This window comes from uncultured Zhongshania sp., assembly GCF_963975605.1.
Classification (GTDB): Bacteria; Pseudomonadota; Gammaproteobacteria; order Pseudomonadales; family Spongiibacteraceae; genus Spongiibacter; species Spongiibacter aquimaris.
Map to the genome: position 1 here is coordinate 68,337 of NZ_CAXBHN010000013.1, position 16,157 is coordinate 84,493.

The 16,157-nt window shown below is 51.2% G+C and carries 16 protein-coding genes; 8 read left to right on the forward strand and 8 right to left on the reverse strand.

Features of this window, described 5'->3' with window-relative positions; genetic code table 11:
- Nucleotides 1–254 precede the first annotated feature (254 nt).
- From AAC007_RS12035 to AAC007_RS12070, 8 genes are all read left to right on the forward strand, one after another.
- Entirely contained in the window at nt 255–1,730 is a 1,476-nt protein-coding gene (locus AAC007_RS12035; RefSeq protein WP_295877806.1) for a hypothetical protein, read from the forward strand.
- The gene (locus tag AAC007_RS12040; RefSeq protein ID WP_295877805.1) at nt 1,727–2,791 is read left to right on the forward strand and encodes a DUF1329 domain-containing protein; all 1,065 of its coding nucleotides are present in this window, start codon (nt 1,727–1,729) and stop codon (nt 2,789–2,791) included. Before AAC007_RS12035 ends, AAC007_RS12040 begins: the two co-directional genes overlap by 4 nt.
- A gap of 23 nt (nt 2,792–2,814) precedes the next feature.
- Nucleotides 2,815–3,807: an MDR family oxidoreductase gene (locus AAC007_RS12045; protein WP_295877804.1), complete on the forward strand. Its 993-nt coding sequence runs from the start codon at nt 2,815–2,817 to the stop codon at nt 3,805–3,807.
- Between the two features lie 43 nt (nt 3,808–3,850).
- Entirely contained in the window at nt 3,851–4,672 is an 822-nt protein-coding gene (locus AAC007_RS12050) for a glucose 1-dehydrogenase (protein ID WP_295877803.1), read from the forward strand.
- A 10-nt stretch (nt 4,673–4,682) separates the two neighbouring features.
- Nucleotides 4,683–5,453, forward strand: a complete 771-nt coding sequence (locus AAC007_RS12055; protein WP_295877802.1) for a glucose 1-dehydrogenase — start codon at nt 4,683–4,685, stop codon at nt 5,451–5,453.
- 62 nt (nt 5,454–5,515) lie between these two features.
- Nucleotides 5,516–5,962 (forward strand): DMT family transporter, encoded by a 447-nt coding sequence (locus AAC007_RS12060; RefSeq protein ID WP_295877801.1) that lies wholly within the window; start codon nt 5,516–5,518, stop codon nt 5,960–5,962.
- 82 nt (nt 5,963–6,044) lie between these two features.
- Nucleotides 6,045–6,299 carry a hypothetical protein gene (locus AAC007_RS12065; RefSeq protein WP_295877800.1) on the forward strand — a complete coding sequence of 85 codons (255 nt, stop codon included), beginning with the start codon at nt 6,045–6,047 and terminating at the stop codon, nt 6,297–6,299.
- The gene (locus AAC007_RS12070) at nt 6,296–7,057 is read left to right on the forward strand and encodes a pteridine reductase (RefSeq protein ID WP_339677158.1); all 762 of its coding nucleotides are present in this window, start codon (nt 6,296–6,298) and stop codon (nt 7,055–7,057) included. The genes AAC007_RS12065 and AAC007_RS12070 overlap by 4 nt, the downstream gene beginning before the upstream one ends.
- 145 nt (nt 7,058–7,202) lie before the next feature.
- Here AAC007_RS12070 and acs read toward each other — a convergent pair whose 3' ends face one another.
- The 8 genes from acs to AAC007_RS12110 all read right to left on the reverse strand — a co-directional run bounded on the left by acs (nt 7,203) and on the right by AAC007_RS12110 (nt 16,131).
- On the reverse strand, nt 7,203–9,140 hold the full coding sequence (gene acs / locus AAC007_RS12075; protein WP_339677161.1) for an acetate--CoA ligase: 1,938 nt from the start codon (nt 9,138–9,140) through the stop codon (nt 7,203–7,205).
- 238 nt (nt 9,141–9,378) lie between these two features.
- The gene (gene panD, locus AAC007_RS12080) at nt 9,379–9,759 is read right to left on the reverse strand and encodes an aspartate 1-decarboxylase (RefSeq protein ID WP_103684416.1); all 381 of its coding nucleotides are present in this window, start codon (nt 9,757–9,759) and stop codon (nt 9,379–9,381) included.
- Nucleotides 9,760–9,793: 34 nt separating this feature from the next.
- A complete protein-coding gene (gene panC, locus AAC007_RS12085; RefSeq protein WP_339677169.1) occupies nt 9,794–10,678 on the reverse strand; it encodes a pantoate--beta-alanine ligase in 885 nt (294 codons plus the stop codon).
- 266 nt (nt 10,679–10,944) lie between these two features.
- Nucleotides 10,945–11,736, reverse strand: coding sequence for a 3-methyl-2-oxobutanoate hydroxymethyltransferase (gene panB / locus AAC007_RS12090; RefSeq protein ID WP_295877796.1), 792 nt, complete (start codon nt 11,734–11,736; stop codon nt 10,945–10,947).
- A gap of 18 nt (nt 11,737–11,754) precedes the next feature.
- Nucleotides 11,755–12,435 carry a deoxynucleoside kinase gene (locus AAC007_RS12095; protein ID WP_219043651.1) on the reverse strand — a complete coding sequence of 227 codons (681 nt, stop codon included), beginning with the start codon at nt 12,433–12,435 and terminating at the stop codon, nt 11,755–11,757.
- On the reverse strand, nt 12,413–12,916 hold the full coding sequence (gene folK, locus AAC007_RS12100; RefSeq protein WP_339677175.1) for a 2-amino-4-hydroxy-6-hydroxymethyldihydropteridine diphosphokinase: 504 nt from the start codon (nt 12,914–12,916) through the stop codon (nt 12,413–12,415). Before folK ends, AAC007_RS12095 begins: the two co-directional genes overlap by 23 nt.
- Nucleotides 12,913–14,286 (reverse strand): polynucleotide adenylyltransferase PcnB, encoded by a 1,374-nt coding sequence (gene pcnB, locus AAC007_RS12105; protein ID WP_219043653.1) that lies wholly within the window; start codon nt 14,284–14,286, stop codon nt 12,913–12,915. Before pcnB ends, folK begins: the two co-directional genes overlap by 4 nt.
- Nucleotides 14,287–14,691: 405 nt before the next feature.
- Nucleotides 14,692–16,131 (reverse strand): sigma-54 dependent transcriptional regulator, encoded by a 1,440-nt coding sequence (locus AAC007_RS12110; protein ID WP_339677178.1) that lies wholly within the window; start codon nt 16,129–16,131, stop codon nt 14,692–14,694.
- Nucleotides 16,132–16,157 lie beyond the last annotated feature (26 nt).

The window sequence follows — 16,157 nt, forward strand, 5'->3', positions numbered from 1 at the left end:
AGCCGAGAGCGCTTGTCGTTTCAGTTAAAAAGAAAAACCTCCCCATTTGGGCAGGTCTTTTCTAAATGATCGCGAAGTAGGATTGGTCCAGCAGGTTCTCAGGCAATAACAGCGCAAAGTGCTAAGTGTGTGCATTAGAGATTTATTGGATGATATGCGTGGCTAAGTGAGATGTAGCCGAACAGCGACACGATAATTGTGTGTAAAGAGCGTTTCATAGTGTCTCTTTGCCATGAAAGAGGTAGAAAACCTTAATGAATACAATAAGAAATAGAATAGCGTTAGCGGTGCTGGAGAATAGGAAAACTGCGTGGTTTTTCTTTATCGCCGTGACAATATTTTTTGCTATGGGCTTAAAGAACGTTGAGCTTAAAACGATATTTTCTGACTTGCTGCCCAAGGATGACCCCTTTATTCAAGTCTTTAAAGATCACCCAAATTTTGGTAATCCCTTAACCTTTACTTTGATGGTAAAAACTAAATCAGGGGATATTTACAACTCGGAAACGCTGGCCAAGGTGTGGCAATTAACACGTGATATCGATCTGTCTCCTGGTGTGGATCACGATCAGATATTGTCAATCGCGTCGGCCAAAGCGCGCTATGCGGAAGCAACCCCTTTCGGTATTGATGCGCAGCCTCTGATGGGTGATTCGGTGCCGGTTACCGATGAGGACATCGCGCAATTTAAGGAGAATGTGCGTAAATCACCTAATGCACAGCAGTTCTTAATATCTGGCGACGAGACCGCAACGATCATCTCGGCAACGTTTATTGAGCAGCGCCTGGACTATGGCGTCGCTTTTAAGTTTGTTAAAGATCTTGCCGATAATGCCCGCGATGCAAACCATGAAGTCTATATGGCGGGTCAGCCGGCGCTGACTGGCTGGGTGTACGAATACCAGCACCAAATGATCGGAATTTTTGCGATCACCTTAGGGGCCCTGGTTATCGCCTTAATTCTGTACACCCAAAATATCGCCGGTGTTGTTACGCCGGTGTTTGCCAGTATGGTTGCGGCAATTTGGGGGTTTGGTTTCGCCGGTTGGATGAAGCTGCCAATAGAGCCCTTGCTGATGATTGTGCCGCTATTACTTATAGCGCGGTCGTTCAGCCATTGCGTGCAGTTTACCGAGCGCTTTTATGAAGTATTTGCGCAGGTGGGTGACAAGGTGCGTGCTGCCGGTATTACCACTGGGCTTATGCTGGCGCCGTCAATCTTGGGGATTATCACTGACGCGGCGGGTATCTTTCTTATATCGATTGCGCCGATCCCCGCGATGGAACGTTTCTCTTTGTTTTGCGGCTTCTGGGCGATGATGCTTGCGCCAACAGGGGTCTTCCTTGCGCCGTTGCTACTGTCGGTATTACCTGCGCCCAAAAACCTTCACAAAATTATTTCCGAAGAGTCGGGCGGTGTGCACGGCCGAGTGAAGTCAGTACTCGCCTGGATTGCGACCTTTTCACAAGGAAAGCGCGCTCGCTATACCGCCGTGGTTGTGGTGCTGATAGCCGCTTTCTCTACCTACCACGCGATGCGTATTCAAATAGGTAACCCGGTCGAAGGCAGTAATTTGCTATGGGAAGACTCTGAATACAATGTGTCGGTCGCAAAAATTAATCAGCATTTTCCAGGCGTGAATACTCTTGAAGTTATTCTAGAGGCTAAGGACCCCAATAATTCAAACCGCGTTGCCCGTCAGGCGGAAACGGTTTCCACGATATCATGAAGTTAAGCCCCTGGGAATATCTTGAGGCCAGCTTTAAAAATCGCGGGCAGGCCAAATTTGATGACAAGGGTAATGTTGTCACACTGGATGGAAAACCGTGGATCGGAGGTATGCCCTTTCCCGATGCAAAAAACGGCCTGGAATTGTTTGCGGGCTTGACCATGAGCTGGGGGCGTCACGACGCTTCTTTTTATGCCATTCGCGAATACGATTTAAGTCGTGAAGGAAAAATAAACTACCAGTATGAAAACGGTTGGGCTGAGTATGCGCCGACTGGGCGACTGGTCTTGCCAGGAGTTTATTGGACGGGCCATGAAGATAAGTTGCGTTACCAGAGTGTCTTTTTTTCCGAACCGGATAGTGTGCGGGGCACATCGTATCTGAATATCTGGCATTACGATCAGAATAAATTCCCTGAGTTATACGGCTATATTCCTGACTTCAAGCGTATTCGACGCTTTCCTACTGACCAACGCTTTGAGCCCTTGGTGCCTGGCTCAAGTTTGTACTTGTCCGATGCCTGGGCCGCCGGCGACCCACTCCACACCTGGGGTAATTACAAGATTGTCTCCCGTGGTCCTATGTTGGCTGGTGTGAGCGGTGGCTGGAATTCGGCCAGCGAAAGCTGGGCGCACACAACCCACGGTGGCCCAAAAGGTGAGACCTTTTGGGATACCGATGTCGAGTTAGTGCCAGAGGCCATAGCGGTAGACGCCGAGCCGACCGGTTTTCCACGCGCCCCGGTGGGTAAGAAACGGGTGTGGTTTGACGCGAGAACACAGTTGCCGCTCGGCATGGTGTCCTTTGATCGGCGAGGGGAAATATTCCGCTCCTTTGATGGCGCTTACGGGCTCTATGAAGATGGCGACAAGCGGGTGATGGACGGTAAGCATCCGTATTGGTCGTGGGGCCATGTCCATGCCTTCGACGTTCAAACAGGGCAGATGACTCGACTCGAACAGATGGCCAGCATGAGCGGTGGCCACAAAATGATGGTGAACTCCCAGGATATTTACGATCGCTATTTAACGAATGGCGCACTGAGACGATTAGGTAATTAATAGTTTATTGTGAGGCAAATCCTATGACACAAACATACAAGGCATTAGTTGGCACTCGCCAGGATGGCAAGCTATCAGTGGGCTTTGCCCAGCTCGATGCGGCGGACATTGGTGATGGCGATGTGGAGATTGCAGTTGAATATTCTACATTGAATTACAAAGATGGCCTGGCGATAAGTGATGCCATTCCCATTGTGCAACAAGAGCGCCTGATCTTAGGTATTGATATGGCGGGCACCGTTGTAAGCTCTGACAGTTCCCGCTTTGCCGTCGGTGATAGGGTGGTGATGAACGGCTACGGTGCGTCCGAAACCCACAATGGTGGCTATACCGAGCGGCTGCGTACCAATGCGGATTACTTAGTAAAACTCCCCGACGGCATAACAACTCGTCAGGCGATGGCGATTGGCACCGCCGGCTACACCGCCATGCTCTCGGTTATGCGTTTAGAAAAATTAGACGTTGTGCCTGAGTCAGGCGTTGTCTTGGTAACGGGGGCATCCGGTGGTGTAGGGACGGTCGCTATTTCATTGCTCTCGGCGCTCGGCTACAGAGTGACGGCGTCTACCGGCCGAATGGAAGAGGCCGATTTTCTAAAGAGTCTGGGTGCCAATGATGTAATTAACCGCGCAGAGCTGTCCGAGCCTGGTGAAATGATGCAGGCGCCGCGCTGGGCGGCTGCAGTGGACTCCTGCGGTAGCCACACCTTGGCAAACGTCATCGCCCAGCTGCATTACAGCGGCGTTGTGACTGCCTGTGGTTTGGCGCAGGGCTTAGACCTACCAAGTAATATGATGCCATTTGCATTGCGCAATGTAACGCTGCTGGGTGTGGATTCGGTTCACGCACCTATGAGCTTGCGCGAAGAGGCGTGGCGGAGATTGGCTAAGGATTTGGATATGGCGAAGTTGGAAGCCTTAACGATCAATATTCCCTTTGATGATATACCGAGTGCCGCAGGGAAAATTTTGCAAGGCCAAATTCGTGGTCGCGCGGTAGTCGAGATCGCGAAATAATATTTTTTAACTAGCTGTAAATTAGAATAATAAGGGCAATGTTATGAGTAAAGAACTCGCCGTTTTTGGTTTGGAAGGTAAGGTTGCGGTGGTCACCGGCGCCGGTGCCGGGATTGGTGAAGCCTGCGCGCGCTTGTTTGCAAAAGCTGGCGCCGCTGTTGTGCTGGGTGATATCAACGTCGAGGCCTGCGAGCGCATAGCCGCCGAACTAAATGGACAGGGCTTGCAGGCTAAGGCCGTGCGCTTGGACGTGACCAGCGAGGAGGATTGGGCGGCGCTAAAGCAGACCCTGGTCGCATGGAAAAATCGTTGGGATGTGTTGCTGAATAATGCCGGTATCTATATAGGCGGTATGTTGGAAAACAATACTAGCGCGCAGGTAAGTAAAATCAACCAGATTAATATTGAGTCGGTATTTCTCGGCACTCGCGCTGCGGTCGAGTGCATGAAGCCGGGTGCATGTTTTGCGAATGGCGGTTCGATTATTAATCTATCGTCGATCGCGGGTTTGATTGGTGTGCCGGGGCATAGCATCTACGGCGCAACCAAGGGTGCGGTGCGCTCGCTTACCAAACATAGCGCCGTCGAGTTCGCCAAATTTGGCTACGGTGTGCGCGTTAATTCTCTACATCCCGGGCTTATCGAAACCGCGATGGGTGACCAGGCCTTGCAAGATTTTGTCGATATTGGTGTGGTAGCCAATGTGGACGAAGCCGCAGCGCTGCTTAAATCGGCCATGATCCCCATGGGGCGGCTTGGCAATGTGCAAGATATTGCCAACGCGGCACTGTTCCTGGCGTCGGATGCTAGCACTTATGTGACCGGAATTGAGTTGACCGTGGACGGCGGTTTCTGCGCAGCTTAAGGAGAATACTATGTCTTGTCAGGGAAAGGTGGCACTGGTTACTGGTGGTGGCGTGGGGATCGGTGAAGCCACCTGCCGAAGTTTGGCGGCGGCGGGTGCGATTGTTGTGGTAACGGATATTGATGAAGCGTCTGGTAGTCGTGTCGCTGAAGCCATCAATGCCGAGGGCAACTCAGCCATATTTATGAGGCTGGATGTCTGCGATGAGCCGCAGTGGCAGGCAGTGATTGCTCAGGTCATTGAGCGTTATGGCCGCTTGCAAATTTTAATTAACAATGCCGGTATAGCTAATATTTGCGGCATAGAAGATGAAACCTTGGCGGGGTGGAGAAAGACCAACACCATTAATAGTGACGCGGTGTTTATTGGTACCCGCGAAGCGATTCGCGTTATGAAAGAAACGGGTGGCAGCATCGTTAATATTTCTTCCATCGAGGGCATTGTCGGTGATCCTATGTTACCGGCTTACAATGCAAGCAAGGGCGCAGTGCGTGCGTTTACTAAGTCGGTTGCCTTGTACTGCGCAGATAAGAATTATGGCATTCGAGTTAACTCAGTACACCCCGGTTATGTGACGACACCACTGGTGAGCGGTGCTTTGGCGCGGTTAGCACAGAGCGACGCCGAGGCGTTTGCCCAACGCGTAGTGGCGAGCATTCCGATGGGGCGGATGGCGGAGCCAGCCGAGATAGCAAAAGGCATTGTGTTTTTAGCGTCTGACGATGCCAGTTATATGACGGGCTCTGAGTTGATTATGGATGGCGGGTACACGGCGCGTTAGCAATATATTCGGCTATTTGCTTCGGAAATAATAAAATTAAGTAAGCTTTGTCAGGGCTTCGTATGCGCGAATATTTAATTTTTCCAATGATCGCGCTGCTGGTCGGCGCGTGTATTCCGGTTCAGGCGTCGATGAATGCGGTGCTGAGTAAGTCGTGGGGAAACGTTTTTTATCCAACCTTGATTCTGTTTTCTGTTGCCTTGCTTTGTATTGCTATTGTGGTGGTTGCAAAGGGCATTAGGCCGCCAGATTATTCGGCTGTTATTGGTGCGCCCCCATACGGATATATCGCCGGCGTGATTCTGCTTAGCAATATATTGTTGATTACCTATTTAGCCCCCCGTATGGGAATGGGCAACGCGATATTCTATATTGTGACGGGGCAGATTGTTGCCGCAGTATTAATCGATCACTTTGCCGTGTTTGGGGCGCTTAAGGTACAGCTATCCTGGCAGCGAATAAGCGGCATTATGCTAATGGTGCTGGGAATAGGTTTGGCACGACATTAGCGCTCGCAAGACATAATGGCTTAAGTATAATGGGGCGACAATTAATCGCTTATCTGACGAGCCCCGGTGACGAGCCATTCCCATGACAGAAAATACCGAACTTAAATTATCTCCGCTGTGCCGTGTTATCGAGCAAGACGGCAAAACGCTTCGCGTTGAAATTTGTGAAGATGGCGACGGTGGCTGGCTACTTGAAGTCTTCGATGAGTTTAATAACTCCACCGTGTGGGAAGACGCGTTTGAATCTGATCAAGATGCCTTGTTTGAAATAGAAGCAACCATACGGGAAGAGGGCATCGATTGCTTAATTGGTCCTGTTGATGGCGGTATGCTGTGAGCGAAACACTTACAAACATGAACACGCCCGTTGCACTGGTCACTGGGGCCGCCCAGCGTCTTGGTGCGGAGATTTGCCGAACGCTGCATGCGCGCGGCTATAATATTATTATCCACTATCGACATTCCCTGGCACCAGCTGAGGCCTTGCGCGATGAATTAAATGCGCAACGTGACGCTTCGGCGGCAATACTGTGTGCTGATATGAACTCTGTGCTCGACGTGCAATCACTTGCTGAGCAAAGCTTGGCGCAATGGCAGCGACTAGATGTGTTGGTGAATAATGCCTCGGGGTTTTATCCGACAGCGCTTGAAAGTGCGGCTGAGAAAGATTGGGATGCCTTATTTAACAGTAATCTCAAGGGGCCATTTTTTCTTTCGCAGGCGGTGGCCCCAGCTTTGAAAGAAACTACAGGTTGTATTGTCAATCTCGTCGATATTTACGCTCAAAAGCCACTGCAGGGATTCCCTATCTACTCGATGGCGAAAGCTGGCGTAGCGATGATGACCCAGTCTTTGGCGCTTGAATTGGGCCCGGATGTTAGGGTCAATGGCGTGTCGCCCGGTGCTATTTTATGGCCTGTGGAAGAAACCGAATACAGTATCCAGGAAAAGCAGGATGTTAACCACCGCGTGCCACTGCGGCGTCAAGGTGAGGAAAGTGATATTGCTAGGACGGTGGTTTTTCTAGTGACGGATGCGCCTTATATTACCGGTCAGATTATTTCGGTTGATGGTGGTCGAACGGTGTCGATGTGAAGTGAGTCATTTGGCGAGTTATGAAAAAGTCTGCGTTAAAATATAAAAATATTATTTATCTTTCGATAAGTATTCTAAATACTGGGTCCCGGTTCGTATAGCTTGGGAAAGCGCCACATTCATTGCCGGCGCTTTCCCTGTAGGTCTATTTGTTGAGGCGATGATTGACGAGGTCGTCTACGACGGCTGGGTCGGCCAAGGTCGACGTGTCTCCCAGGGTGTCTAATTCATTCGCTGCGATTTTGCGAAGAATGCGGCGCATAATTTTACCCGAGCGTGTTTTTGGCAGACCGGGTGCCCATTGTATTAAGTCTGGCTTCGCTATGGGGCCAATCTCTTGAACACAGAGCGCGATAAGTTCTTTGATTAGCTGTTCGCTTCCTGTGATGTCATGCATTAGCGTGACGTAGGCATAAATTCCCTGACCTTTTAGGTCGTGCGGGTAGCCAACCACAGCGGCTTCCGCGACAGCCTCGTGTAGCACCAATGCGCTCTCCACTTCGGCTGTCCCCATGCGATGGCCAGAGATATTTAAAACGTCATCGACGCGGCCGGTGATCCAGTAGTCGCCGTCAGCGTCCCTGCGGGCGCCGTCGCCGGTAAAATAATAGCCGGGATGGGTGCTGAAGTAGGTTTCGATCAGTCTTTGGTGGTCGCCATAGACGCTGCGAATTTGTCCGGGCCATGACCGTTTGATGACGAGCAGGCCTTCACCGGCGCCTTCAATTTCATTGCCGTCGCTGTCTAGAATAGCGGGCTCTACGCCGAAGAAAGGACGGGTGGCTGAGCCCGGTTTCATATCGATGGCGCCGGGCAGTGGCGTGAGCATATGCGCGCCGGTTTCGGTTTGCCACCAGGTGTCTACGATGGGGCAGCGCTCCTCGCCGACGACACGGTGGTACCACTCCCACGCTTCCGGATTGATGGGTTCACCGACGGTGCCGAGTAATCGCAGGCTGCTGCGATCTGTTTTGTTAACGAATTCATCACCCGCGCCCATCAGTGCACGGAGTGCAGTGGGCGCAGTGTAGAAGATGCTGACATTGTGCTTATCAATTACCTGCCAGCAGCGCGAGGCGTCGGGGTAGGTGGGTACGCCTTCAAATAGCAGAGTGGTCGCGCCGTTGGCCAGCGGGCCATACACGATGTAGCTGTGGCCAGTAATCCAGCCGACGTCAGCGGTACACCAAAAAACTTCACCGTCTTTATAATCGAAAACGTATTTGTGACTCATTGCCGATTGCAGTAAGTAGCCCGCGCTGGTGTGCAGTACGCCCTTGGGTTTGCCGGTTGAGCCGGAGGTGTAAAGAATAAATAAGGGGGCTTCGCTTTCGACCTCGACGGCGGGGCAGTCTGCAGATGCGTTTGCTACTGCGTCGTGGTACCAAATATCGCGATTATCTTGCCAAGCTATATCGCCGCCGGTGCGTTTAACCACTAGGCAGGACTCAATACTTGGGCAGTCGCGGAGAGCGAGGTCGGCATTGTTTTTGAGCGGTATTTTTTTTCCGCTGCGCAGTCCTTCGTCGGCGGTAATTAACATTTTACAATCGGCATTTTGGATGCGGTCTTTTAACGCCTCTGGCGAAAAGCCCCCGAATACCACCGAGTGAATAGCGCCGATGCGAGCGCACGCTAGCATCGCATACGCGGCCTCTGGAATCATCGGCATATAAATGCAGACGCGATCGCCCTTGGCGACCCCTTGGGCGAGTAACACGTTGGCGAGTTTGCAGACGGCGGTATGGAGTTCGCGATAAGTTATATGGCTGGAGTCCGCTGGGTCGTCACCTTCCCAGATAATGGCGGTTTGATTGCCGCGGGTCTCAAGGTGACGGTCGATACAGTTGTAGCTGACGTTTAGTTTGCCGCCGTCGAACCAGCTGGCTTCGCCCTTTTTAAAATCGTACTTGTTTACGGTGTGCCAGCGCTTATCCCAGCTTAAGAATTCGTCGGCCTGTTTTGCCCAAAAGCTGTCGGGATCTGTAAGCGATTCTTGGTACATCTCTTCATATTTGGCTTTATTGATATGAGCTTGCGCGGCAAAGGCGGCTGGAACGGGGTGGACGGTAGACTTACTCATGACCTTGCTCTCTATAATGCGAATATTATGATTGTTGGGCTGCGGTAAGGCAGGAAACAGATCACTTTGAAAAGTGTATAAAGAGTCAGGATAACGGCTTGGCCGATAGGATTGAACCCTCAAGTAGACTAATTTTTATGGTTCATGGTGATTGTGTGGCGCAGGAGTAAGCTACCGCGACTTGGCAGTTTAAGATCTATTGGGGGGAGTGGCAGAGGCGAGCGCCTCTGCCAGATGATCAGGCGACCTGAACAGGGATGGCGTTGCTGGCGTGGCTAACGGTGTTGTCCGCATTCATATAAATAAGGCGCGGCTTGAAGTTGATTAGCTCCGCCTCTGAATATGTAGCGTAGGCGCAAATAATGATGACGTCGTCGACATTGGCTTTATGCGCCGCTGCACCGTTTATAGAAATGATGCCGCTATTGTCTTCGCCACGAATAGCATAGGTGGTGAAGCGCTCGCCATTGGTGACGTTGTAAATTTGAATTTGTTCAAATTCACGGATGCTCGACATATCGAGCAACTTACCGTCGATGGCGCAAGATCCTTCATAGTCAAGCACGGCGTGAGTCACGCGGGCTTTGTGAAGTTTCGCTTTCAGCATAACTGACTGCATAACGCTGTTCCTTTCTCTATCGGTCGTAACTGGCTTAATTAGCGGCCAGCATTCCCCAGTCGGCGCTGGGGTTAACATTCAGGGTGACGTTGTCGATCAAACGCGTACTGCCAAGTTTGGCCGCGGCGAGTATGACCACTTCTTCGGTGTCCAGATCAACTGGACGCAGAGTACGCGCATCGCAAATAGTAAAGTAGTCAGACTCTAAGCCAGCCTTATTCAGGCTGATTTTGGCGTGCTGTTCTAATTTACTGTAGCTGTCGTACCCGCAGGCAATTGCCTCTCGAGTTTCCTGTAACACACGATGTAAAACCGGTGCAATTCTGCGCTGATCGGCATTGAGATAGCCATTGCGCGAACTTAGCGCTAAGCCGTCTTCTGCTCGCGCAGTCGCCACACCAACGATGTTGATGGGCATACACAGATCGCGCACCATTTTACGGATAACGCTAAGTTGCTGAAAATCCTTTTCGCCAAACACCGCGGTGTCTGGTTGCACGATATTAAAAAGCTTGGTCACTACTGTTGCTACGCCGGTAAAGTGCCCCGGGCGACTTGCACCGCAGTGGTCGTCAGACAGCTCTGGCACAGAAATTTTGCTGTGGCTGTCCATGCCTTCCGGGTAAATTTCGCTTACCTGGGGAAGGAATAAAAATTGTGCGCCGGCGGCAAACAACTTTTCTTTGTCTGCGGCTAGGGTGCGTGGGTAGCTGCTGAGATCCTCGTTGGCGCCAAACTGCAGCGGGTTAACAAAGATACTGACTACTACGATGTCAGCGTGCTGGCTTGCTCGCTGAACAAGGCGCAGATGTCCCTCGTGCAGATTGCCCATAGTCGGTACAAAGGCGACGGTTTTACCCGCGCGTCTTCCCGTATTTAGAGCGGCCCTTAGTGATGCGGCTGTGCTATATGTTTTCATACCACCTAACTTCCCAATCTCATACTTCGCAGGGCGAAGGTAGTTTGCTGTGAAGTCAGTCCGCGCACATCGCGGGCTGGCGACCAATACACTGGCAATAAGGCCTTTAAAAGCTGAAAAGATTGTTCATAATCTGATCAGTTTGGCCAGTGGCGGGCAAGTATGCCCCAATCGGAATGGCCGTTCAATGCTTTGGTAACAAAAAAATCATGACTTTGTTACCTCAAAAAATGTTCCCCGAGGTAACAGTTTGGGATTATAAGCTCTTAGTCAAAACTATGCTCCTCTGCGGGGAAGCTACTGTCAATGACCGCGTCATTATAGCGTTTCAGGGCATCTTCTACACCGTGACTGCCCTCCGCAAAGTTACGTACAAACTTTGCGGTTTTCTCGGTGATACCCAGTAGGTCGTGTAACACCAGTACTTGGGCGTCGGTCACATTGCCGGCTCCTATGCCAATTACGGGGATTTTTAGCTCAGCGGTGATTTCAGCGGCGAGTTTGCGGGGTACGCACTCAAGTACCAACATCGCTGCGCCAGCGGCTTCTAGCGCTATGGCGTCGGCGAGAATGGCTTTCGCTTGACTGTCGTCGCGGCCCTGGACACGGTAGCCTCCGAGTACGTTAACGGATTGCGGGGTGAGTCCTAGGTGGCCGCACACGGGAATTCCGGCTTGATTGAGCAGTGTTACGCTCGCTGCTAGCCAGCTACCGCCCTCGATTTTCACCATGTGCGCGCCTGCGCGCATTAATGTGGCGGCGTTGTCGGCACATTGTTGCGGGCTATTATAGCTGCCAAAGGGCATGTCGCTGATGATGAGGGGCTGCTGGCAGCCACGTGCGACACAGCGGGTGTGGTAGGCCATGTCATCAATGGTGACCGGTAGTGTGGAGTCGCGCCCCTGCAGCACCATGCCCAGCGAGTCGCCGACGAGAATGGCGTCTATTCCCGCCTTTTCGACGAGTCTGGCAAAGCTTGCGTCGTAGCACGTCACTACCGCAAATTTTTCCTGCTGTTGCTTCTTGGTTAGCAGTTTGAGGATGTTGACCTTGCTCATTGAGTGCCTCGCAGGTACTTAAAAAAATGTGGGGTTAAAGTAATGGCGACCGCTTGGTATTTCCAGCAGATATTTTAATAATTGCTCATATTGACGGTCGTTGTTGGCGAAATCGATATCGCTGGCATTAATGATGAGCAGTGGGGAGTCGTTGTATGACAGGAAAAACTCACTGTAAGCGGCATTAACCTGTTCTAAATAGTCGCCACTCATACTCTGTTCAAACTGCACGCCGCGGTGCTGTATACGCTCTTTTAGAACCTTCACCGGAGCTTGTAAATAAATCACCAAGTCTGGGGTTGGAATATCAACCTGCACCTGTTGATAAACTTTTTTGTATAGCTCCAGCTCATTGGCGTCGAGCGTGATTTGCGCGAACAGAGGGTCTTTCTGAAAGAGAAAGTCGGCGATATGAGTTTGGTTAAACATATCGCTTTGGCGCAAGTCACTGAGCTGCTGGGCGCGCTGAAACAAGAAAAATAACTGGGCTGATAGTGCGGCATGACGCTGATTGGCGTAAAAGCGCTCTAGAAACGGGTTGTCCTCTGCTTTTTCGAGCAGCGTGTGGTAGCCGAGTGATTCCGCTAGGCGTCGCGTCAGGGTGCTTTTGCCAACGCCGATGGGGCCTTCAATCGCGATAAAGCACGGCGGCTTCTCGGCATTGATGATGGGCTCGTTAGGGTGTGATCGCTTTATCATCTGGTGCTAAAACCCATAAATTGTCGTTGTCGGAATAGTGTATATCGGTGTTCTCGCCCAAATAGTGGCGAAGTAGCTCGGGTGGTGCAATATCTGCGAGTGGGCGTAGCACAAAGTCCCTACTGAACATTCTGGGGTGTGGGACAATAAGTTCTGGTGTTTGAATATTTGCAGTGCCGTATAACAGCAGGTCGAGATCTAATGTTCTGGCCGCCCAGCGAATCTCGCGCTGTCTATGGTGCTGGGATTCTATGGACTGCAGGGTGGCTAGAAGCTTTGGCGCCGTGAGTGTCGTGTCGATAGCGATAACGGCATTAACATAGTTGTCCTGCTCGCCGGGGCCAATCGCGATCGATCCATAGAGCCGAGATTGCGAAATTAAAGTGCAATCTGGGGTGTTGGCAAGGGTCGTTATTGCCGTCAAAACTTGCTCTTTGGGCAGGTTTAAGTTGCTGCCCAGCGCAATATAGCTTCGAATCATCTGGGCTTGCGGGGGCGGCGGCGTCGCGGAGCGCGAGGTTTTTCACCAGCGGGAACCTGAGTGAGCATGGCGCCACGGGTGTCTGCGTGAGCCTCTTGGAATGCCAGCCACCACTGTCCTAATCCTGCCTCTACTTCTCCTGCTTGTTCGCGCAAAAGTAGGAAGTCGAAGCCCGCTCGGAAATAGCGATGATCTAAAAGTAACTCGGCGCGCTTACCTGTGCGGCGGGTGAGTCGGCACTGTAATTCCCATATGTCGCGCATTGGCAAAGAAAATCGCTTGGGAATGGCAACAGTTTGCTGTTGTTTATGCAATACGCGCTCGGCGGCTTGGTGTAGTGCTGGAATTTCTGGAACACCGCTATCCAGAATTTCTTTGTGAATACGTTTTACGACGGGCCACAGTAGTACCGCGTAGATAAATGCCGGGGTGACGTGTTTATCTTCGGCAATTCTCGCGTCGGTATTGATGAGGCCTTGTTGAATAATCGCCTCTGCAGCCGGCTCGTGCTGATTCAGCATTTTCTGGGTTGCGGGGAACAGAGGGCTGAAAAGACCGTAGCGCTGCAAAAGCGCGTAAGTTTGAATGCCCTGGCCAGACATTAGGAGCTTGATCACTTCATCAAACATCCGCGCAGCGGAAATGTCGGTCAGCAGTGGTGCCAGGCGTTTTAGTGGCTCTTCGGTGCGTTGTTCGATATCAAAGTTGAGCTTGGCGGCAAAGCGGACAACTCTGAGCATTCTGACGGGATCTTCGCGATAGCGTGTCTCAGGATCGCCGATAATGCGTATGAGCTTGCGCTCTAAGTCTTGCATGCCGCCAACATAATCGTAAACGCAGAAGTCGCGACTTGAATAATAGAGGGCGTTGATGCTTAGGTCGCGGCGCGCGGCATCTTCTTCCACCGATCCGTAAACATTGTCACGGGTAAGCATGCCTGATTCAGTGCGGGCGGAGTGCTTGTTGCGCTGAGCGCTGGAGGCGGGGGCGTCGTGGCCGCCCCGAAACGTGGTGACCTCAATGATTTCGTTGCCGAAGCGCACGTGCACAATGCGAAACCGGCGGCCGATGATTCGGCTGTTGCGGAATGCACCGCGAACTTGCTCAGGAGTTGCATTGGTCGCGATGTCAAAATCTTTGGGTTGGCCGCCCAAAAGCAAGTCGCGAACGCCGCCGCCCACCAAGTAGGCATCGAAGCCCTCTTCGTTTAGGCGTCGAATAACTTTAATTGCGGCGTCGCTGATATTTTTGCGGGAAACGCAGTGCTCATCTCGCGGAATAATGGTCGCGGAGTTTGGCGCGTATTGGGTGGGTTTGGAAAACTTGCCAGAGAGTTTTTTCCAGAGCCCGGTCACGGAGCTAGATGTCATTGATGTTTGTGCTTAGCCGATAACTATTATGAAGCCGGTATTCTAGCACAGGCTTATTTCTAGTGTTGTTAAAGGATTGGTGGAATTTTGGCTTTGTAACTGGAGGCAAGTTAAATTTTGGAGCTTCTAAAACGAAGAAGGGGAAAACATTGTCTTCCCCACCCAGGTCTCTTTGCTTTTGTATTATTATTATTCTTTCTCTGTTTTCTTATTATTATTTTGTTTTTTTATTATTCTTCGCTCCCAATATAGAGCATATGCCGTGCCAGTTTTGTTTTTTCCTTTACTATCAGTATCTTACTGTTTTTTGTGCTCGTATTTGGGCTTTGCATATTTGTAAATTGTTACCTTACTAAACGCCCTTTGTTACGATTGCTTGTGGCGGGTAACGCCTCCGTTTTAATTCTATGAGCCTGAACGGGAACTAACCTTCTTGCGTGGAATGCCCAATCGTTGGCGGCGCTCCCACAGACATTTTCTGCTGACGCCGAGTTTCTGTGCCAGTTCGGTTTCGCTCATAGAATCCTGGTGTTCGAGTACAAAGCGTTGGAAATAGTCCTCCAGTGAGAGGTCTTCGCTCGGGTCTGCATGTAACGGCTTACGGCGCTCTGGCGCGCTGTTACTGCTTATTTGCCGTGGCGGCGGGTCGTTGCGACGCCCGCGAATCTGGCTTATATCGACGAGCTCTAAATCAATGTCGAGTAATTCGTTGTCGATTTCTTTGCGGTCACAAAGAATCACTGCGCGTTCAATGGCATTCTCCAGCTCCCTAATATTGCCGGGCCAAATATAGGTGGTGATTGCCTGAATTGCCTTTGGACTGAAATGCATCAGCGGCTTTTTCATCTTTTCGCAGCGATTTTTAAGCAGGGTTTCGGCAAGTTCTAGAATATCTTTGCCGCGCTCGCGCAGTGGCGGCAGCTCTAGTTTCATGACGTTAATACGGTAGTACAAATCCTCCCGAAAGCGCCCGGAATGGGCCATGTCTTTGAGGTCCCGGTGCGTCGCGCAGATCAGTCTGACATTCACTTTGATCGACTCCACCGAGCCGATACGGCGAATTTCGTCCTCTTGGATAAATCGCAATAGTCTAGCCTGCGCTTCCAGTGGCAGTTCGCCGATCTCGTCAAGGAACAAGGTGCCGCCGTCGGCCGCTTCTATAAGGCCTGTACGATTGGTGTTGGCACCCGTAAATGCGCCTTTTTCGTAGCCAAATAGCTCGGATTCAATCAGTGTTTCTGGAATCGCGGCGCAGTTTACGCAAATAATAGGTTTGCCACTGCGGGTACTTTGATTGTGAATGGCCCTCGCCACTAACTCTTTACCCGTGCCGGTTTCGCCGTGGACAAGGATAGTGGCATCGGTTGGCGCTGCTCGGCGGATATGATCATATAGCTGTTGCATTGCTTTGCAGCTGCCGATCATGCCATTGGCATCTGCGATTTGCTTGCGCTGATTACTGCTCGGCTCGGGTGTGCTGTTTGCTTGCTGTTCGGTGGTGTTGCTATGAATGATACGCGCCACGGTTTCTAGCATTTCGTCGTGATCAAAGGGCTTGGCAATATAATCTATAGCGCCTTTTTTCATGGAGTCTACGGCGGACTTCAAGCTAGCGTAACTGGTCATAATCAAAACGGGAGCATCAGATTTATTGATTAGATCGGTACCCGCTCCGCCGGGTAGGCGTAAGTCACTGATTATTAAATCGTAGTCGTTTACATTGTAGCTGCTCAGTGCTTTTTGCACCGAGTCGGCCTCGTCCACCTGATAGTCATTCCTCTCGAGTAGGCGTCGCAGCGCCAGACGGATGACATCTTCGTCTTCGACTATGAGGATTTTGGGCATAATTCTCTCCGTGGGTTTGTTCAGCG